Raw genomic sequence first — 18,917 nt, forward strand, 5'->3', positions numbered from 1 at the left:
GGTCGGTGGGTGGGCTGGGTCTGCGGCCCAGGGTCCGGGCCCGGCTGAGCACCGGCCCGAACCAGGCGGGTACCTCGCGTTCGTCGTCGAAGCCCCGCGCCACCAGGACGTCGGTGGACGAATGCGCCAGGATCGACAGCACGATGGTGGCCGCGACGAGATGGAAGATCTGGTCGGCGGCCGAGATGCCCGATTCCAGCACCAGCAGCCCGTACACCACCGACGCGAACCCCTTGGGCCCGAACCACATCACCGCGCCCTGCTCACGCGCGGTCAACCCGGACCGTAGGAACGACACCCAGATCGCCACCGGCCGCGCGAGCACCAGGGCCAGCACCGCGAAGACCCAGCCCGCCCAGCCGACCTCGCCCAGGAACGCCGGGGTCAGCAGCGCACCGAAGATCAGCAGCGCGGCCAGCTTGAGCAGTTCGGCGACCAGCCCGCCGAACTCCTCGAACGCCTGACGATGCCGGTCGCCGATGGTGGCCACGGTGACACCGGCGGCGAAGGCCGCCAGGAACAGGTTGCCGTGCGTGGCCTTGCCCAGCGCCAGCACCAGCAGCCCGATCGCGACCGCGTTGAGCGGCTCGTACTGGGGAGAGGTGGCGAACAGCCGGGTGCGCTCCAGCATGATCGCCGCCCACGGCACGGCCACCCCGATGACCAGGCCGAGCGCGAGCTCGGAACCCAGCTCGCCCAGATGCAGATCGTCCGAGCCCTGCGCGACGGCCAAGAACAGCACCACGAACGGCAGGATCAGCCCGTCGTTGACACCGGACTCCACATTCAGCAGATGCCGCAGCCGCGGCGGCACCTTGTCGTTGCCCACCAGCGCGGCCGCGAACACCGGGTCGGTCGGGGTGAGCACCGCCGCGATCAGCAACGACTCCACCCAGCCCAAGCCCACGACGTAATGCGCCAGAGCGGCGGTCACCACCAGGGTCAGCGGCAGACCCCAGCCCAGCGCCCGTCCCGGCAGCCGCCAGGCGCTGCGCAGGTCCGGCCACCCGGCATGCATCCCATCGGCGAACAGCACCGCGAACAGCGCAAGCTCGGCCAGCCCGTACACCAGCGAATCGCCGGGCTGAACCGACACCACCCCGCCGACACCGTCACCGAGCAGGAACCCGCCCACCAAAAACAGCGCCGCGGTCGACAGAACCGTACGGTTGGCCAGGCTCGACACCAGGACCGCCAACAGCAGCAGAGCCGCGAACACGGCGAGCAGAGCGGTCATCGGCACCCCCGGGACGATCGGACGAGAACCGCCGACCAGACTTCCCGGCACACCAGGTCACGACCCTAACGGGAATCCCATCGAATGCCTAACGAGAGCCACCGATCGGCCGCGCCCGCTTCGCGTGATCGGCGCCGCTCACCAGCGCACCGGCCGACGCCGAATGTCCGCTCACGACCGTCAGCCGGGTGGCACCGAACGCAGACCAGCACCTCACGGCCGCCAGACGACGATCTGTCACCAGACCGGCGGTGAGCCCCCGCGCGGAGCATCGCCCGTGCCAAGGGCGGCCCCACGCTTCGCGAAGTTGATCCCGGTTGCCGTGTTCGGTGTGCACCGTGGTGGTGCGGCTCGGGGAGCACCAAGGATCCAGTGGGCGGGGCCGCCCTGCTGCAGCGGAATCGTTGGGCACGGTTGGCGAGGAACGCGGGTCGACGACCGCGCTGTTGCCGCGACGATAGCGGCGTGCGTGACCCGGCTACGGCGTCGCCGGGTCACGCACTCGGCCGCCGCCAGCTTCAGCGTCATCCGGCGATCACGCCGGGGCCGTCCGGGCTCGTGGGCCGCCGTCTCGCTCCGGGTTCGGCACGCGAGCAGGACGGCGCCGAGCCAGTCCCGGTTGAGGTAATGATCACCAGAGTGCCTGTGTGGTCATCTGGCGCGAATCCCGTTAGGGTCGTGAACTGGTGTGCCGGGAAGTCTGGTCGGCGAGTCCTGACCGAACGTCTCTCGGAGTGCGTCCATGACCTTCCCACTCACCGCCTTCACGGCTCGGCCGCGGGCAGCCGGTAGCCCCGCGTCACCGAGACCGGCCAGGCTCCCCGCTTCGGTGTACCAGATAAGCGAAACGTCTGGGCGAACGCCGCACTCGTCACCTCGTTCCCTGCGCCGGTCCCGCGGACCATGCGCGTCGGTGAAGCAGGTCGCGACCTGAACGGCGCATGATCGGCGGAGTCATACAACGGCAGGCCCCCTCGCCACGCTCGAAGATCGTCCACAGTCCAGGTGGAGGATCGGTACGGGAGAACGATGTCCGCAAGGAATGCGCGAGATTCGAGACGTCGCGCCACGGCGCTGCAACTGGTGCCGTTGCTCGTGGCCTTCTGGCTGGTGATATCCGGGCACTATACGCCGCTGCTGCTGATACTTGGCGCATTCTCCGTGGTTCTGGTGGTCTGGGTGGTACTGCGAATGGCGGTCATCGACGAGGAGAGTCTCCCCCTGCGGCTGGTGCCGCGCCTGCCGCGCTATCTGCTGTGGCTGGGTGGCCAGATCCTGCTTTCGGCGCTGACGGTCGTGCGACTGGTGTGGTCGCCGCGGAGGCGGCCCCGTCCCGTGGTCGGCACGATGCCGACGACCGGTCTGTCGGACATGTCGAAGGTCGTTTACGCGAACTCGATCACATTGACGCCGGGTACGCTCTCGGTTTCTTTTCGGGAGGAGGATATCGAGGTTCACAGCATTCACCAGGAGGGCCTCACCGAACTGGAGGGCGGCGCGATGCTGGACCGAGTCACAAGGCTTGAGGCGCGGTGATGCTCGTCGCCGCCGTCGTCGCGCTTCTCGTCGCCATGGCCCTGGCTCTGACCAGAGCATTCATGGGGCCGAGGCTTTACAACAGGATACTGGCGATCAATGTATTCGGAACGAAGACCGTTCTCTTCATCGCGGTGCTCGGAACGATTTCAGGCCGATCGTACATATTCGAGATCGCGTTGCTCTACGCACTGGTCAATTTCGTGACCACGATCGCCGTGTTGCGCCTGACCCACCTTGAGGAGTTGCTGCCCGAGCCCGGCGAGGGGAAGGCGGCGTGAACGTCTCCCTGCTCATCGATGCCGCGAGCGGCGCGTTGCTGCTGGCCGGTTGCGCGCTGGTGGTCTCGGGGGGCGTCGGCTTGTTGCGGTTCCCGGACTTCTACACGCGCACGCACGCCGGCAGCCTCACCGACACCGCCGGAGCGAGCCTGCTGATCCTGGGGCTGCTCCTGCAGGTGGAAAGCTGGCAGGGCGCGGTCAGACTGGTGTTGATCTTGTTGTTCATGATGCTGACGGGCCCGACCGCCGCGCATGCGCTCGCACAGGCTGCGCGCCGGGACGGCGAGCGGCTCCCCGCCGAAGGCGAGAGCCGCCGCTGATGTCGCTGCTGGTGCTGATGAACGTCTCGCTGTTCGCCCTGCTCGTGGCGACCGCGATCGCGGTCACCCGGTTGCGTGCGCTCTACGAGGCGACCATGTTGACGGCGCTGGCCGGGCTGCTGTCGGCGAGCCTGTTCGTGTCACTGGACGCGCTGGACGTGGCCATCACCGAAGCGGCCGTGGGGACGGGGATCAGCACGGTCCTGTTCCTCGTCGCGCTGGCCCTGACCCGTTCACGAGAGGCGGTCACGCCTCCCCGCAAGCTCTGGTCGGGCGCCGCGGTGGCCCTGTTGCTGGGCGCCACCCTGGTCTACGCGAGCCAGGACCTGCCGTCGTTCGCCGAACCGGACACACCCGTTCAGACCCATCCGGTGACCGAGACCTATCTTCAGGATTCACAGGAGGACGTCGGTATTCCGAACACCGTCGCAGCAGTTCTGGCCAGCTATCGCGGCTATGACACCCTAGGCGAATTGGTCGTGATTTTCACGGCGGGAGTCACCGTGCCGCTCCTGTTGATGCGGACACGGCGGCGCACCGACCGCGACGGGGATGAAGTGCGCGACGAAGCGCGCGCGAACGTGATGAGCGAGTACCGAGTCCTTCGTGTCGCCAGCAAGATATTGATGCCCTTCATACTCATTTTCGCCTTCTATGTTCTTTTCCATGGTGATTATGGTCCGGGCGGAGGGTTCCAGGCGGGTGTGATCTTCGCGGCCGGCTTCGTCCTCTACGGACTGGTCTTCGGCATCAGAAGTGTCGAACGCGTCCTGCCATGGCCGGCGATGCTGGCCCTCCTGCCGGCCGGCGTGCTGCTCTATGCCGGTCTCGGCATCGTGAACATGGCGTTGGGCGGCTCGTTCCTCGACTACGGCACTCTGGTACCCGACCACCCCAAGGAAGGTCAGCATCTCGGGATCCTGGTCATCGAGACCGGGGTGGGAATCACGGTGGCGGCCGTGCTGATCGCGGTGTTCTATAGTTTCGCCAATCGTGGAGCGCGCCGGTGATCGGCGGCCACTACATCTACTGGTTCGCCTTCACCATGATGGTGATCGGCCTGTACACGGTCATCAGCCACGGCAACCTGGTGAAGAAGCTGATCGGCCTGAACCTTTTCCAGATCGGCGTGTTCATGTTCTACATCTCCCTCGGGAAGGTCAAGGGAGGCCATGCGCCGATCATCGAGAAGGGCGTCGAAACCTACTCCCATCCACTGCCGCATGTCCTGATCCTCACGGCGATCGTCGTCGGTGTCGCCACCACATCGCTGGGGCTCGCGCTCGCGGTGCGGATCTATGAGGCCTACGGCACGCTCGAGGAGGACGAGGTCATCGAGCGGGACAAGGCCGACGACGGACCGTCCTCCAGCCCCCACCCACCACCATCCAACGGACGAGCTCCGCTCGACGGGAATTCGTCGTGACGGCCCAGTTGCCCGCGCTGCAGGTCGTGATCCCGTTGCTGTGCGCTCCGCTGTGCGTGCTGCTGCGTTCCCGGACGGTCGCCTGGCTGCTGTTCCTGACCGCATCGGCGGCGTCGCTGGCCTGCGCTTCGGTGATGGCCTGGCATGTCGCCCGGGGCGAGGTGTTCCGCTACGACATGGGCGGGTGGCGGCCGCCGGCGGGCATCGAGTACGTGATCGACAAGGCCAACGTTCCGGTGCTGATCCTGGTGTCGGCCATCGGGTTGGCCGCGGCCGTCTACAGCCGGCGGAGCATCGCGGCGGAGATCGAGTCGCCGAAGGTTCCGCTGTTCTACGCCTGCCTCTGCCTGAACCTGACGGGTCTGCTCGGGATCACGGCCACCGGTGACGCCTTCAACGCCTTCGTCTTCCTGGAGATCACGTCGCTGTCCTCGTACGCGCTGGTCGCCATGGGACGGCGCAAGCGTGCCCTTCTGGCCGCGTTGCAGTACCTGATCGTCGGAACCATCGGCGCCACGTTCGTGCTGATCGGCATCGGGCTGGCCTACGCCGTGACCGGGACGCTCAACATGGCCGATCTGGCGCAGCGGCTCCCGGACATCTACGGCAACCGCGCTCTGGCCGCGGCGGTCATCTTCGTGTTCGTGGGGCTGGCCATCAAGATGGCCCTGTTCCCCCTGCACGCCTGGCTGCCGGACGCCTACGCGGAGGCACCGTCGGCGGTCGCCATGTTCCTGTCGGCCACCAACACCAAGGTGGCGATCTACGCGTTGCTGCGGTTCGCGTTCGGTGTCTTCGGGGCGGCGCTGGTCTTCGGCAGGATGCCGGTCACCGAGATCGGGCTGCTGCTGGCCTGCCTGGCCATGCTGGTCGCCTCCGCCGTCGCCTGCTTCCAGTCGGACTTCAAGTACCTGCTGGCCTGGTCGAGCATCGCCCAGGTCGGGTACATCGTCGCCGGTCTGAGTCTCGCGACCGCCGACGGCCTGACCGCCGCGTACCTGCACATCATCAATCACGCGTTGATCAAGGGCGCGTTGTTCGCCGCGGTGGGGATCGTGGTGCTGCGGCTCGGTTCGGCGCGGCTGCCGGCGATGGCGGGGCTCAGCCGGAGCATGCCGTGGACGTTCGCCGCGATCGTGCTGGCCGGGCTCGGGCTGGTCGGCGTGCCGCCGACGGCCGGGTTCGTCAGCAAGTGGGTGCTCGCGGAGGCGCTCATCGAGGACGGTCGCTGGGCGGTCCTCGCGGTGCTGCTGATCAGCTCCCTGCTGTCCCTGGTCTACGTGGGGCGGGTCATCGAGATCGGGTGGTTCCGCCGGCCCGCCGAGCCGGAGCCCGTGGCGGTTGCGAGACCACCGGCGTCCATGGCCGCCGCGACCTGGGCCCTCGTCCTGCTGTCACTGGTGTTCGGTCTCGCACCGGGCTGGCCGATGGGTCTGGCCGAAGACGCCGCGGCCGCGTTGCTGGGGGTCGCGGAATGAGCGTCCAGTCCGCCGGCGCCGGCTGGCTGTCGCCCGACGCCGCGGTCGCCCTGCCGGCCGCTGTGGCGGTGCCGCTGCTGGGCGGTCTGGCGGTACTTGCCCTCCGGCGCCGTTCCAACCTGCGCGAGGCTGCCTCGCTGGTGGCCGGCGTGGTGGTGGCGGGGATGGTGCTCTCGCTGTGGCCGGCGGTGGGCGACGGGCTGCGTTTCCGGCTGTGGGACTGGCTGCCGGGCATCTCGCTGGTGTTCACCCTGGAGCCGCTCGGGCTGCTGTTCGCGACCGTCGCCGCACTGCTCTGGCCGGTGACGACCCTGTACGCCATCGGCTACATGCGCGGAAACCTGCAGCGCCGCCAGACCCGCTTCTACTTCTTCTTCGCCCTGTCCATCGCGGCGGCGCTGTGGATCGCGTTCGCCGGCAACCTGGCCACATTGTTCATCGGCTACGAGGTCCTGACGCTGTCGACCTGGCCGCTGGTCATCCACTCGGGCAACGAACAGGCCAAACGCGGCGGACGCGTCTATCTGGTGCTGTTGCTGACGACCTCGATCGGCCTGCTGCTTCCGGCCCTTGTGTGGACGGCGATCCTGGCCGGGACCACGGATTTCGTCCCCGGGGGGATCCTGGAGGGCACGGCGGGCACCGCCACCCTGACCGTGTTGTACGCGCTCTACCTGTTCGGTATCGGGAAGGCGGCGCTGTTCCCTTTCCATCGCTGGCTGCCCGGAGCCATGGTCGCGCCCACTCCGGTGTCGGCCCTGCTGCACGCCGTGGCGGTGGTCAAGGCGGGCGTCTTCACGGTGCTGAAGGTCTCGATCTACGTCTTCGGCCTGGACACGCTCGACGTCACCGGAGCGGCGGAGCCGATGATGTGGGTCGCGGCGGTCACACTGCTCGGGGCGGGACTGATCGCGGTCACTCGCAACGATCTCAAGGAACGGCTGGCCTACTCGACGGTGAGCCAGCTCGCCTACATCGTGCTCGCCGCCACGCTGGCCAACGACCTCGCCGCCACGGGAGGAGCGCTGCACATCGTCAACCACGCCGCCGCGAAGATCACTCTGTTCTTCTGCGCCGGTGCCGTCTACACCGCGACGAACCGGACACGGGTCAGCGAGCTCGACGGGCTCGGCCGCGCCATGCCCTGGACGTTCGGGGCCTTCCTGGTCGCCACGGTCTCCATCGTCGGGCTGCCTCCGCTGGGCGGTGTCTGGAGCAAATGGCTGCTCCTTCTGGGAGCGGCCGACGCCGGGCAGACCGTGATGTTCGGCGTCCTGCTGGCGGGGTCCCTGCTGTCGCTGGCCTACCTGATGCCGATCCCGGTGCGGGCGTTCTTCCGACCGCCCATGGAGCCGGACGGCTCTGGTGAGGCGCCGTGGACCCTGGTCCTCCCGCTGGTCCTCACCGCCGTGGCCTGCGTGGCCCTGTTCGCCGGAGCCGATGCGGTCATCGCCCCTCTCAACGAGGTCCTGGAGTCGCCGTGAAAGACGATCATCGTTGGCTGGACGAGCCCCGCAACGTCGACCGCATCGTCCATGGCCTCTACATCCTGTGCGCCTTGGTGTTCCTCGCCGATCTGCTCTACACCAAGCACCCGTTCTTCGATGTCGAGAACGTCTTCGGCTTCTACGCCGCCTTCGGTTTCGTCGGCAGCGTGACCCTGGTGCTGGTGGCCAAGCAGCTGCGCCGCGTGCTGATGCGCCGCGAGGACTTCTACGAGTCGCCAGAGCGGACCGACGATGACGATTAACCCGGCGCTGCTCCTCATCGCCGGCGCGCTGCCCATTCCGCTACTGAACGGCCGGGTGCGCGCGGCCTGGATGATGCTGCTTCCGCTCGCTGCGCTGGTGATCCTGTGGACTCTGCCCGAGGGCGTCCACGGCGGCTTCGAGATGCTCGGCCTTGAGCTGGAGCCGTTGCGGGTGGACGCCCTGGCGCGGGTCTTCGCGACGGCCTTCCTCGTGGCGGCCTTCATCTCGATGATCTACGCCCTGAATGTGCGGGACCGGCTGCAGCAGACCGTGATCCCCGTCTACGCCTCGTCCGCGGTCGGCGGGGCGCTCGCCGGGGATCTGCTCACGCTCTTCGTCTTCTGGGAGCTGGCCGGGCTGTCCTCGGTGTTCCTGATCTGGGCGCGGCGCACCGAGCGGGCCTACCGCGCGGGGATGCGCTATCTCGTCGCGCAGGTCGTCTCGGGCCTGCTGATGCTGGGCGGCATCGTCCTGCACGTGCGGTCCGGGGTCGGTGTGGAGTTCGGCTTCATCGGGGTGTCCGGAGCCGGGGGCGTGCTGATCCTCCTCGCCGTCGGGATCAAGTGCGCCTTCCCCGTCCTGCACGCCTGGCTGCAGGACACCTACCCGGAGGCCACCGTCGTCGGCACTGTGGCGCTGTCGGCTTTCACCACCAAGTTCGCCGTCTACGTGCTGGCCCGCGGCTTCCCCGGAACCGGGGCGCTGGTGTGGGTGGGCGTGGCGATGGCCTGCTTCCCGATCTTCTACGCCGTGATCGAGAACGACCTGCGCCGGGTGCTGGCGTACAGCATGATCAACCAGCTCGGTTTCATGGTCGCCGCGGTCGGGGTCGGCGGCGCGCTCGGGATCAACGGCGCGGCCGCGCACGCGTTCGCCGACATCCTGTTCAAGGGCCTGCTGTTCATGAGCATGGGCGCGGTGATGCTGCGCACCGGAACGACCAAGGGCTCAGAACTGGGCGGGCTCTACAAGTCCATGCCGCAGACCATGATCCTGTGCGTCGTCGGAGCCGCGTCCATCTCCGCGTTCCCGCTCTTCTCCGGATTCGCCACCAAATCGATCATCATGGAGGCGGTCGCGGAGGAGCACCGCACCGCCGTGTGGCTGCTGCTCCTGTTCGCCTCGGCCGGGGTCTTCCACCACGCCGGAATCAAGATCCCCTTCTTCGCCTTCTTCGCCCATGACCGGGGACACCGGGTCGCCGAGGCACCGCTGAACATGCGCGTCGCCATGGGCCTGGCGGCGGCCTGCTCCATCACCATCGGAGTGGCGCCGAACCTGCTGTACGGCCTGCTGCCCCACGAGATGGACTACTCGGCCTACACGGTTCCTCACGTGGTGAACCAGGTGCAGCTCCTGCTGCTCGCCTCGATGGCGTTCACCGTGCTGATGCGGACCGGTCTCTACCCGCCCGAACTGCCCTCGGTGAACCTGGACGCCGACGTGCTCTACCGCCGCTACCTGCCCCGCCTCTGGCGCACGGGACTCCGGGGGGCGACGCACATGCGGGACCAGATCGGCAAACCCCTACGGCGGAAGGCGGAGCGCACCTCCACCATCGCCTTCCGGCCTCTGCAGGCGCGAGGGTGGCTCGGTGTGCCGTGGCCCACCGACGTCATGGTCATGTGGGTCGCCCTGCTTCTCGGCCTCTTCCTGCTGATTTCCTTGCTCTGACTCAACGCCACCGCATACGGGACGGGAAACAGCAGGAAGGGGGCAATCGAACAGGCGACAGCGTGACCGTGCCGACCTCTTTGCCTTCCTCGTTCACCCCGGGCACGAGCCGCCGAATTCACGCAAGACGCTTTAAAAGGCTTTGGACGATGTGTAGCTTAGGGTTGTGAGCACATCGCAGGGTGCCGGTTCGGATCGGCCGGCCGCGTGCGTCGTCCAGGTAGCCGGACGACCTGCCGTTCTAGAGCTGCTCGCACCTTCCACGCCAGGTCCGGTGGGACGGCTGTCGTCCGCCCACGCCGCGGCCCGCAAAGCCGATTCCGACCCGCCCCGTCCGGGAGCCGGACACCACCGCCGGTAGCTGCCGCAATTCCGTTCGATCACGCCTTCGGAATACGTGATCGTCGGTGATCACGCCTGCACTCCGGTGGGTTTCTCCTGTGTACCGGCAACTCCGTTTCGCTGTCGCATACCGACGCAGAAGGAGTCCCGATGAACGACCCCATCTCCATTACCGGCCTGCACAAGTCATTCGGTCGTACCCATGCTCTGGACGGTCTCGACCTCAACGTCGCCACCGGCGAGATCCACGGCTTCCTCGGCCCCAACGGCGCCGGGAAATCGACCACGATCCGCGTCCTGCTCGGCCTGCTGCACGCCGACGCCGGATCGGTCCGCCTCCTGGACGGTGACCCCTGGGCAGACGCCACGACACTTCACCGGCGGCTCGCCTACGTCCCCGGAGACGTCACCCTCTGGCCGAACCTGTCCGGCGGCGAGGCGATCGCCCTCCTCGGCCGGCTGCGCGGCGGACTCGACAAGACCCGCCTCGCCGACCTGCTCGAACGCTTCGAACTCGATCCCAAGAAGAAGGGCCGCGCCTACTCCAAGGGCAACCGGCAGAAGGTGGCGCTCGTCGCCGCGCTGGCCTCCGACGTCGAACTGCTGATCCTCGACGAGCCCACCTCCGGGCTGGACCCGCTGATGGAGGAGGTCTTCCGCGACTGCGTCCTGGAACAGGCAGGTGAAGGCCGGACGGTGCTGCTGTCGAGCCACATCCTCAGCGAGGTCGAAGCGCTGTGCCACCGCGTCACCATCATCCGCAACGGCCGCACCGTCGAGACGGGCACGCTCGACGACCTGCGCCACCTGACCCGCACGTCCATCCACGCCGAGCTGGCCGGCCCTCCGGACGGGATCGCCGGGCTGCCCGGCGTGCACGACCCGAAGATCGACGGCAACCGGATCGACTTCGAAGTCGACACCGATCGCCTGGACGAAGCGCTCAAGCTGCTGACCAGGAGCGGCGTCCGGTCCCTGACCAGCCGGCCGCCCACCCTTGAGGAGCTGTTCCTGCGCCATTACCAGGACGATCCCGCCCTGGCCGCGCCCGCGACGCGGACCGTCCCTCCGACCACGCCCGGCGGGCGGCGCGGACAGGACGAGGCGTGATGGCCGCCGCGACGGCGGTCGCAGCGCCGCCACGGCACCACCGCGCCGGCTCCCTGCGCGGGACCGCGACGCTCGTTCGGTTCACGCTGCGCCGTGACAGAGTCCGCCTTCCCGTGTGGATCGCCGCGCTGGTGCTCAGCACCGTCTCGTCAGTGTCGAGCTTCACCACCACCTACCCCTCGGCAAAGGAGCGGCAGGCCCGCGCGGACCTCATGGACTCCCCCACCGGCGCCGCGCTCGCCGGCCCCGGGCACGGCCTGGACGACTACACCTACGGTGCGATGCTCTCCAACGAGATGCTCCTCTACGTCGCGATCTTCGCGGCACTGATGAGCGTCCTGCTGGTGACCCGGCACACCCGGGCCGAGGAGGAGACCGGATGCGCCGAACTCGTCCGCGCCAACGCGGTCGGGCGGCACGCCCCGCTCACCGCCACCCTGACCGTGGTCGCCGGTGCGAACCTCCTCCTCGGCGCGCTGCTGGCCGTCGGCCTCGGTTCCAGCGGCGTGGAGTCCATCACCTGGACCGGCTCGATCGCCTTCGCCGCCGCCGTCACCGCCACCGGCCTGGTGTTCACCGGCGTCGCCGCCGTCACCGCACAGGTGACCGAGCACGCCCGGGGCGCGGCCGGAATCGCCGGAGCACTGCTGGGCACCGCCTACGCCCTGCGCGCGGTAGGCGACATGAGCAACGGTGCGCTGTCCTGGCCGTCCCCGATCGGCTGGGCGCAGGCCACCCGCGCCTACGTCGACGAGCGCTGGTGGCCGCTCGGCATCGCGATCGCGGTCACCGCGGCGCTGATCGCCCTCGCCTACCGCCTGGCCGCACGGCGCGACCTGGGCGCCGGGCTGCTGCGGCCGCGTCCCGGGCCGCCGACCGCGTCACCGTTGCTGTCCACACCGCTCGGGCTCGCGCTGCGGCTCCAGCGCGCGGCCTTGCTGTGGTGGAGCCTGGCGATGCTGACCGCCGGGCTGGTGTACGGGTCGCTGGTGAGCAGCGTGGAGGACATGGCCGCCGACAGCGGGACGGTCCGCGACTGGATCGAGGAACTCCCAGGCAAGAGCATCGTCGACTCGTGGCTGACGGTCATCGTCTCCATCCTCGCCATGATCGTGTCGGTCTACGCGATCCTGGCCGCGCAGCGCGCGCAGGGCGAAGAGTCCGCCGGACGCGCGGAACCGGTCCTGGCCACCGGCGTGTCCCGGACCAGGTGGGCCGCTTCCCACCTGACCGTCGCGCTGCTCGGCGCCGCCTTCCTGCTGCTGCTCAGTGCCCTGGGCCTGGGTGTCGCCGCGGCGGCCACGCTCGGCGACGCCGCGATGCTCCCCCGGCTGCTCGGTGCCGCGCTCGTCTACGTCCCGGCGGTGTGGATCACCGCGGCGCTGGTGATCGCCTTGTACGGGCTGGCCCCGAGAGCCATCGCCCTGGCGTGGGCGGTACTGGTGTACGCCCTGGTGGTCGGCACGCTCGGCGGGCTGTTCCAATGGCCGGACTGGATGGCCGACCTCTCCCCCTTCGGCCACGTCCCGCAGCTCCCAGGCGCCGAGGTCCGCGCGCTGCCCATCGTGATCCTGCTGGCCGTCGCGGCCGCTCTGGTCGCTGTCGGGCTAGCCGGGTTCCGCCGCCGCGACATCGTCACCTGAAGCACGTCCAGCCCCGCGGCGTGCCGTTCAACACCGCCCGAACGGCACGCCGCGGCCATCACGGCCTGGACCACCGCCAGTGCACGGCTTCGGCCATGGAATTCGCCAGCTCGCCGTGTGTTTCCCGTGATCAGCAGGGTTGGCGCTAGGCTGTGTGCACGATCAGGGTGGTTTGCGGTCAGGGGCAGATGGGTGTGGCCACGGACGGATCGCGGCGATAGGGCATTTCTCGACGCCCTCCCCTTCGCCATGATGGCGGTGGTCGCGGTCGGTGACGTGCTGGCGGGACCCGGCGTCGGCTATCTGCCGCTGCTGTCCTTGGGGCCCGCTTTCGCGAGTCTGTCCGCCCGCGTCCGCCGGACGGCCGCCGTGGGCGCGCTCGCCCTCGTGCTCTACGCCGTCTTGGCTCAATACGACAATCTGCTCGGTACCCGCAACAGCAACCTCACCTTCGTTCCGATCGTCGGGGTCGTCGCCGCCAGCATGCTGGCCACCGTCTACCGGGTGCGTCATGAACGCGAGCTGGCCGATGTTCGCACCGTCGCACAGGTCGCCCAGCGCGTCCTGCTGCGGCCCGTACCTCGGCGTGTGGGCCCGATCCGCGCGACCGTTCGCTATGTATCGGCGGCGGCCCAGGCGACGATCGGCGGCGACCTGTACGAAGTGGTGATGACACCGAATGGCGTCCGCGTCATCGTCGGCGACGTGCAAGGCAAGGGCTTGGAGGCCGTTGAGACGGCGGCTGTCGTCTTGGGCGCCTTCCGGGAAGCCGCCTACGACGAGCCCGACCTGCCCGGCCTTGCCGCGCGGATCGAGAAGGCCCTGGCGCGTCACCTCACCAGCGAAAAGTTCGTCACCGCGGTCCTCGCCGAGGTTCAAGGAAACGTGGTCACGCTGCTGAACCGCGGACACCCGCCGCCGCTGCTGATCCGCTCGGACAAGATCTCCGAATCGCTGGACGCGTCGGAGCCCGCGCCGCCCCTGGGCCTGGGCGATTTCACCGCCGTCCCGGTCCCGGCGCAATGCCGGACGTTCGCGCCCGGTGATCAAATCCTGTTCTACACCGACGGGATCACCGAGGCGCGCAACAAGAAGGGCGCGTTCTACCCGTTGACCGAGCGTACGGAAATCCTCGACGCCGCCGATCCCGAAGCGGCGCTCGATGACCTGCAGGACGATCTGACCCGCTTCGTCGGCGCACCACTCACCGACGACGCCGCCTTGCTCCTGCTCCGGCACCGAAGCCGGTGACTCGCGCCGCTCCCCCGAGCTCGGGCCGTCGAACCGCGATCACGCCGAGGCCGCGGACGCGGCCGGTTCCGCGCGGCCGTCCGAACCGGAGACCGTTTCAGGGCGTCGCGAGGCGGCGACCGCAGTCGCACTCACCGATCCGGGGCAACACCGGCGGAATGAACGTCTCAAAACCGGGACAGCAGTCGCGAGCGATTCGCTCCGCCATGGGTCGCCGGCGCGACCGAACAGAGGAGAGCCAGGAATTCGGCAGGCACCGGAAGGGCCTGACCGCCTAGCCCGTCCCCGCCGACGGTCGGCGTCGGCGGGGACGGGCCAGGGACGGCGTCAGGATTTGGTGACCTTGGTGGGGTGGTCTTCGGTGGGTCGTTGCTGGAAGTAGGCGCGGGTCTCGCGCCAGACCAGCGGGCTGAGGATCAGCAGGCCGACGAGGTTGGGCAGCGCCATCAGGCCGTTCATCACGTCCGAGAACGTCCACACCGCGGTGAGCGTGGAGACCGAGCCGATGTAGACCGCCACGATGAACACCAGCCGGTAGGGCAGGACCGCGCGCCTGCCGAACAGGTACTCCATGCAGCGCTCGCCGTAGTAGGACCAGCCCAGCACGGTGGAGAAGGCGAAGAACAGCACGCCGATGGTGACGATCACGCTGCCCCAGTCGCCGGGCAGGCCCTCATCGAACGCGCGGGCGGTGAAGGTGGCCGCGTCGTCCTCGCCGCCGGTCTTCCAGACGCCGGTCACGATGATCGTCAACGCGGTGAAGCTGACCACCACGAGGGTGTCGATGAAGGTCTGGGTCATCGACACCAGGGCCTGGCGCACCGGGTGGGTGGTCTTGGCCGCCGCGGCGGCGATACCGCCGGTGCCCAGCCCCGACTCGTTGGAGAAGATCCCCCGCGCCACGCCGTAGCGGATCGCGGCGGCCACCCCGGCGCCCACGAAGCCGCCGGTGGCCGAGGTCCCGGAGAACGCGTCGCTGAAGATGAGCCCGAACGCCCCGGGCAGCTCCTCGATCTCGAACGCCAGCACCGCCGCCGCGCCGACGACATAGAAAACGATCATGACGGGGACGAAGGCGCTGGTGATCCGGCCGATGGTCTTGATGCCGCCCAGGATGACCGCCGCGGCCAGCACGGTGACGATCAGGCCGGTGGCCCAGGGCACCAGGCCCCACTCGTCCTCGACGTTCTCGGCCACCGTGTTGGCCTGCACCATGTTCCCGATGCCGAAGGCCGCGATCGCGCCGGCGATGGCGAAGAACCCGCCCAGGAACCAGCCGAGCCGGCCCCCGATGCCCTCGCGGAGGTAGTGCATCGGGCCGCCGCTCTGCTCGCCGGCGGCGTCGGTACGGCGGAACCGCACCCCTAGGAACGCCTCGCTGTACTTGGTCGCCATCCCGACCAGGCCGGTCACCCACATCCAGAACACCGCGCCCGGACCGCCCAGCGCGATGGCGGTGGCCACGCCCGCGATGTTGCCGACACCCACGGTGGCCGCCAGCGCGGTCGTCAGCGCCTGGTAATGCGCGATGTCACCATCGACGTCGTCGTCTTCCTTGCGCTTGAAGAACGCCAGCCAGAACGCCAGACGGAAATGCCGGAACTGCAGACCGCGCAGCAGGATCGTCAGGTAGAGCCCGGTCGACAGCAGCAGCGGGATCAGCAGCCACGGGCCCCAGACAAAACCACTGACATCGGACAGAAAATTCTCGATCGAGTCCATCGAACCACCGTCGGTATGGGAGCAGATGGGAACGCCTCCGGACGCTAGCCGCACACTGCGCCCTTGTGAAGATCCGTCACTAACCCGTTACCCATACATGATCTCCACGAACATGCGAAAACGACCACCGCCGCGACTGTCGGCGCCCCCAACCCACGGCGACCGCTCGAAAGACGATCAAGCGGGGCCGGTCTGCGTCCAGGATGGGTACTCCGCGAATCGGCGAGCCCGGCGAAGTCCGCGCCGCCGGATCGACCACGCCGTTGGCGTCGACGACGCGGACACGGGAAAAGGTGGGACGAAAGACCCCTTCCTGCCGGGGGTCGGCTTGCGTTCCAGGCGTTCAACCTGGTGCTGCCCCTGACGGCCGCCGAGAACGTCGAGCTGCCGCCGGCGATCGCGGGCCGGCGGCCGGAGCGGGGAGCGTCCGGTGGTGGCGGGCCCCCGGCCAGCGCCTCGACCACCGCACGCGACAGCGGCCCGCGCGCTCCCGACAGCGCCGGAGTCGTCGCCTGCCCCGTTCCGGGACTGCCCGGCAAACGGGTCCGGAGGGTCCCGCGGCCGCCCGGCTACCCCGGTTCACCGTTGGTGGCCGCGGGCAGGCGGCCGGATTCGGTCTGCCCGGCGAGCATGTCCACCACCGCGCCGGCACCGCCCCGGCCGGCGGCGTGACGCTGCCGGTCCGCGCCCGTTCCCGCCCGGCGAACGCCGCCCACCAGGGCGACCACCGCGTCCAGATCACCAAGCTCGGCCAGTGCCGGGCGGACGCGGGCGACCAGGTCGTCCAGTAGCCGCCACGCCGGGACGGCCCGCCGCGTGAACGGGTCCAGGCCGGGGCCGTCCATCCCGTGCCGCGCGGCGGTCCACAACGCCGCCGCGCAGACCTGCTCGTCCACGTTCGGGGCCTCCCGCCCGGCTGCCAGAGCGTCCAGCGCCGTCCGCACCAGCCCCCGTACCAGCGCGGCGTGCAGCACCGCCTCGTCGGCGGTCGCCGCCGTGTCCGCGACCCGCACCTCCACCGTCGGCCACCGCGGGGATGGACGCGCCAGCCAGAACGTCATCGCCTCGTCCACCAGCACGCCCGCCTCCACCAGCGCCGCGACCCGCTCGTCGTACTCGCCCGCCGACGCTGCGAACGGCGGGACGCCCGCACCCGGAAACCCGACAATCCGCACCATCCGGCGGTCCGCGTAATCGGTAAGGCGGCCGTGGTCGAACGGGGAGTTCACCGACAGCGCCAGCAGCGTCGCCAGCCACGGCCGCAGATGGTTCACCACCGCCACCGCCGTCTCCCGGTCCGGGACGCCGACATGGACATGACAGCCGCACGCCTGGTAGTCCTCCATCACGTCCCCGTACGCCGCCGCGATCGCGGCGAACCGCTCGCCCCGCGAGATCGGCGGTGGACGGCCATCGACCACCGGCGTCCCCGACGCCACCAGCCGCGCGTCGCCCGCCCGCGCCGCTTCCGCCAGCCGTTCCCGCCCGTACCGCAACTGCTCCCGCAGCCCGGCCAGGTCCCGGCACACCCCCGTCGCCGCCTCCACCTGCGTGGCCGGCAACTCGACGTGGAACCCGCCGCCCGACTCCTGCCACCGATGCCGCCCGACTTCCGCCAGCACCCGTTCCGCGTGCGGTGCGCACCTTCCCGACTCCACGTCGACGAGCAGGAACTCTTCCTCCAGCCCGAGACTCATTCCTGACTCCCGGACGGCCTCCACCATGTCAAGCGCCCCCATGCTGCCCCCTACCCGCGGTTCTCGGATGGGCCCAACGAATCGCTAGGGTCAGGGCCTCAAGCTCCACAACGTCACTCAGTGGCGAGCGGTGGAGCAGGCCGCCGTTGAGTTTGAGCCGTCCCGCCTTTTCGGCCGTCCACACCGCCAGGCTCTTGTACCGGCGGACCGGCAACCCGGGCGACCGCACGATCGACAACAGGGCTCCCCTGCCGGCGGCGATGTCGTAGGCCAGCCGCCTGAGCCGCTCGGCGTCCTCCGAGCCGCGCGATGCCCCTGCGCGAGCCTGCGGGCGAGGCCTACACCGCCGGCCGACGCCGCGAGATGGCCGTTCAGATAGATCCCCAGAAGCTCCCGGGAACGGGTTTCTCCCATCTGCGGCCGATACCCGGAGCCAGTCGAGTAAACGGCACAACGGCCACCAATGGCCCGCGCCCCTTGTGCGGGGCGGCGAGCCTGCAGCGCGATGCGGGAACGGAGCCCCTGATGCACACGAACGATCCGTGGGCGGCGCGGCACCGGACGCGGTTCGAACGGGAAGCATTGCCTTACCTCGATCAGCTGTACGCCGCCGCGCTGCGGATGACCCGCAACCCCGCGGACGTCGAGGACCTGTCCAGGGCCTAGACCCAGTGCAAGGCCACGCCAATACGCGTGGAATTGGCGCACCAGAAAGGCGTGGAGGAAATGCACGCCGGCGGTGCAGGCGACGGGACGGCCTTTCCCCGCGCTGCGATCAACGCGGGCGGCGGGGGCTGGTCAGCCTCCTTCGCGGCCGAGGGGGCCCCACTCGCCGTTCGCGTCGTGCTTCAGCAGATTCTCGGCCTGGTCGAGGACCTGCTTGTCGATGAGGGCGACGGCGGTGGGACGGGCCACGAGGGGCTCGTTATCGGGGCCGCGGCCCACCTCCTCGCCCTCAAGCACCCAGGGCCGCGCGCCGTGGGCACGGGCCCTTTCCAAGTGCGAGTAATCGTGCAGGCGCCGCGCCACCCACAGAACCGTCGACCGGGAACCCCACCACGGCTCCACGGCGAGGGGGTTGACGGACAGCCCCGGCAGCTCGGCACCGGTCAAACCATCCGTACTGTGCGGATGGGACTGATCAGCCTCCGGGTCGGCCGACCAGCGCACGAACAGGCACGGGCGGCTTTCCAACAGCTCGGCCAGCTGATCCAGCGTCGTGATCACGTCCAGCGCCATGGAAGGGCTGTTCCCCATAGCGCCACGTCGATGCTGACCTTCTCCCGCCCAGCGTCCACCACGCACAACCGGCTCCGGTGGTTGAGGGCGCCGAGCTCGTTCGATCGGCGTGCGGTTGGCCACCGCCCACCCCACGCACTTCGCGGGAAATCCACATCGCTCTTGGGTCCCATTCTCAGGTTCCATGGCCACTCCTGGGATTGCAGCACA

Annotated in this window: 16 protein-coding genes and 1 pseudogene; 13 read left to right on the forward strand and 4 right to left on the reverse strand. The window is 69.2% G+C overall.

Going from position 1 to position 18,917, the window contains the following annotated elements; genetic code table 11:
• Positions 1-1,237: cation:proton antiporter (locus E1264_RS09650; protein WP_132171854.1), on the reverse strand; the 1,237-nt coding region annotated here is incomplete at its 3' end.
• Between the two features lie 1,029 nt (positions 1,238-2,266).
• Here E1264_RS09650 and E1264_RS09655 point away from each other — a divergent pair.
• The 12 genes from E1264_RS09655 to E1264_RS09710 all read left to right on the forward strand — a co-directional run bounded on the left by E1264_RS09655 (position 2,267) and on the right by E1264_RS09710 (position 14,049).
• Positions 2,267-2,773: a Na+/H+ antiporter subunit E gene (locus E1264_RS09655; RefSeq protein WP_132171793.1), complete on the forward strand. Its 507-nt coding sequence runs from the start codon at positions 2,267-2,269 to the stop codon at positions 2,771-2,773.
• Complete coding sequence (locus E1264_RS09660; protein ID WP_132171795.1) at positions 2,773-3,054, forward strand: MrpF/PhaF family protein; 282 nt, start codon at positions 2,773-2,775, stop codon at positions 3,052-3,054. The genes E1264_RS09655 and E1264_RS09660 overlap by 1 nt, the downstream gene beginning before the upstream one ends.
• On the forward strand, positions 3,051-3,374 hold the full coding sequence (gene mnhG, locus E1264_RS09665; protein WP_132171797.1) for a monovalent cation/H(+) antiporter subunit G: 324 nt from the start codon (positions 3,051-3,053) through the stop codon (positions 3,372-3,374). Before E1264_RS09660 ends, mnhG begins: the two co-directional genes overlap by 4 nt.
• Positions 3,374-4,384 carry a DUF4040 domain-containing protein gene (locus tag E1264_RS09670; protein ID WP_132171799.1) on the forward strand — a complete coding sequence of 337 codons (1,011 nt, stop codon included), beginning with the start codon at positions 3,374-3,376 and terminating at the stop codon, positions 4,382-4,384. Before mnhG ends, E1264_RS09670 begins: the two co-directional genes overlap by 1 nt.
• Positions 4,381-4,800, forward strand: a complete 420-nt coding sequence (locus tag E1264_RS09675) for a cation:proton antiporter subunit C (RefSeq protein WP_207935818.1) — start codon at positions 4,381-4,383, stop codon at positions 4,798-4,800. The genes E1264_RS09670 and E1264_RS09675 overlap by 4 nt, the downstream gene beginning before the upstream one ends.
• Positions 4,797-6,278 (forward strand): monovalent cation/H+ antiporter subunit D family protein, encoded by a 1,482-nt coding sequence (locus tag E1264_RS09680; protein WP_207935819.1) that lies wholly within the window; start codon positions 4,797-4,799, stop codon positions 6,276-6,278. The genes E1264_RS09675 and E1264_RS09680 overlap by 4 nt, the downstream gene beginning before the upstream one ends.
• Positions 6,275-7,762, forward strand: coding sequence for a proton-conducting transporter membrane subunit (locus E1264_RS09685; RefSeq protein WP_132171803.1), 1,488 nt, complete (start codon positions 6,275-6,277; stop codon positions 7,760-7,762). The genes E1264_RS09680 and E1264_RS09685 overlap by 4 nt, the downstream gene beginning before the upstream one ends.
• Complete coding sequence (locus E1264_RS09690; protein WP_132171805.1) at positions 7,759-8,028, forward strand: hypothetical protein; 270 nt, start codon at positions 7,759-7,761, stop codon at positions 8,026-8,028. The genes E1264_RS09685 and E1264_RS09690 overlap by 4 nt, the downstream gene beginning before the upstream one ends.
• Positions 8,018-9,703: a Na(+)/H(+) antiporter subunit D gene (locus E1264_RS09695; RefSeq protein WP_132171807.1), complete on the forward strand. Its 1,686-nt coding sequence runs from the start codon at positions 8,018-8,020 to the stop codon at positions 9,701-9,703. Before E1264_RS09690 ends, E1264_RS09695 begins: the two co-directional genes overlap by 11 nt.
• A gap of 492 nt (positions 9,704-10,195) precedes the next feature.
• The gene (locus E1264_RS09700) at positions 10,196-11,155 is read left to right on the forward strand and encodes an ABC transporter ATP-binding protein (protein ID WP_132171809.1); all 960 of its coding nucleotides are present in this window, start codon (positions 10,196-10,198) and stop codon (positions 11,153-11,155) included.
• Positions 11,155-12,798, forward strand: a complete 1,644-nt coding sequence (locus tag E1264_RS09705; protein WP_132171811.1) for an ABC transporter permease — start codon at positions 11,155-11,157, stop codon at positions 12,796-12,798. The genes E1264_RS09700 and E1264_RS09705 overlap by 1 nt, the downstream gene beginning before the upstream one ends.
• A gap of 249 nt (positions 12,799-13,047) precedes the next feature.
• Entirely contained in the window at positions 13,048-14,049 is a 1,002-nt protein-coding gene (locus E1264_RS09710; protein ID WP_132171813.1) for a PP2C family protein-serine/threonine phosphatase, read from the forward strand.
• 327 nt (positions 14,050-14,376) lie between these two features.
• Here the strand turns inward: E1264_RS09710 and E1264_RS09715 are convergent, their stop codons facing one another.
• Both E1264_RS09715 and E1264_RS09730 read right to left on the reverse strand, forming a co-directional pair.
• Positions 14,377-15,771, reverse strand: a complete 1,395-nt coding sequence (locus tag E1264_RS09715; protein ID WP_132171815.1) for a sodium:alanine symporter family protein — start codon at positions 15,769-15,771, stop codon at positions 14,377-14,379.
• Between the two features lie 569 nt (positions 15,772-16,340).
• Positions 16,341-17,468 (reverse strand): glutamate--cysteine ligase, encoded by a 1,128-nt coding sequence (locus tag E1264_RS09730; RefSeq protein WP_243710835.1) that lies wholly within the window; start codon positions 17,466-17,468, stop codon positions 16,341-16,343.
• Positions 17,469-17,993: 525 nt separating this feature from the next.
• On the opposite strand from E1264_RS09730, the pseudogene E1264_RS09735 reads away from it, so the two are divergent.
• Positions 17,994-18,122, forward strand: a pseudogene (locus E1264_RS09735) (RNA polymerase subunit sigma-24); the annotation flags it as partial.
• A gap of 144 nt (positions 18,123-18,266) precedes the next feature.
• Here E1264_RS09735 and E1264_RS09740 read toward each other — a convergent pair.
• Positions 18,267-18,707 (reverse strand): DUF6098 family protein, encoded by a 441-nt coding sequence (locus E1264_RS09740; RefSeq protein WP_207935820.1) that lies wholly within the window; start codon positions 18,705-18,707, stop codon positions 18,267-18,269.
• Between the last annotated feature and the right edge of the window lie 210 nt (positions 18,708-18,917).

Origin of the sequence: Actinomadura sp. KC216 (assembly GCF_004348535.1) — a bacterium.
Classification (GTDB): domain Bacteria; phylum Actinomycetota; class Actinomycetes; order Streptosporangiales; family Streptosporangiaceae; genus Spirillospora.

Bases quoted from the DNA above. Each gene is read 5' to 3' on its own strand.
- E1264_RS09715 (WP_132171815.1), bottom strand. From the start codon at position 15,771: ATGGACTCGATCGAGAATTTTCTGTCCGATGTCAGTGGTTTTGTCTGG.
- E1264_RS09670 (WP_132171799.1), top strand. From the start codon at position 3,374: ATGTCGCTGCTGGTGCTGATGAACGTCTCGCTGTTCGCCCTGCTCGTG.
- E1264_RS09660 (WP_132171795.1), top strand. From the start codon at position 2,773: ATGCTCGTCGCCGCCGTCGTCGCGCTTCTCGTCGCCATGGCCCTGGCT.
- E1264_RS09740 (WP_207935820.1), bottom strand. From the start codon at position 18,707: ATGGCGCTGGACGTGATCACGACGCTGGATCAGCTGGCCGAGCTGTTG.
- E1264_RS09705 (WP_132171811.1), top strand. From the start codon at position 11,155: ATGGCCGCCGCGACGGCGGTCGCAGCGCCGCCACGGCACCACCGCGCC.
- E1264_RS09700 (WP_132171809.1), top strand. From the start codon at position 10,196: ATGAACGACCCCATCTCCATTACCGGCCTGCACAAGTCATTCGGTCGT.
- E1264_RS09685 (WP_132171803.1), top strand. From the start codon at position 6,275: ATGAGCGTCCAGTCCGCCGGCGCCGGCTGGCTGTCGCCCGACGCCGCG.
- E1264_RS09710 (WP_132171813.1), top strand. From the start codon at position 13,048: ATGATGGCGGTGGTCGCGGTCGGTGACGTGCTGGCGGGACCCGGCGTC.
- E1264_RS09695 (WP_132171807.1), top strand. From the start codon at position 8,018: ATGACGATTAACCCGGCGCTGCTCCTCATCGCCGGCGCGCTGCCCATT.
- E1264_RS09730 (WP_243710835.1), bottom strand. From the start codon at position 17,468: ATGAGTCTCGGGCTGGAGGAAGAGTTCCTGCTCGTCGACGTGGAGTCG.
- E1264_RS09655 (WP_132171793.1), top strand. From the start codon at position 2,267: ATGTCCGCAAGGAATGCGCGAGATTCGAGACGTCGCGCCACGGCGCTG.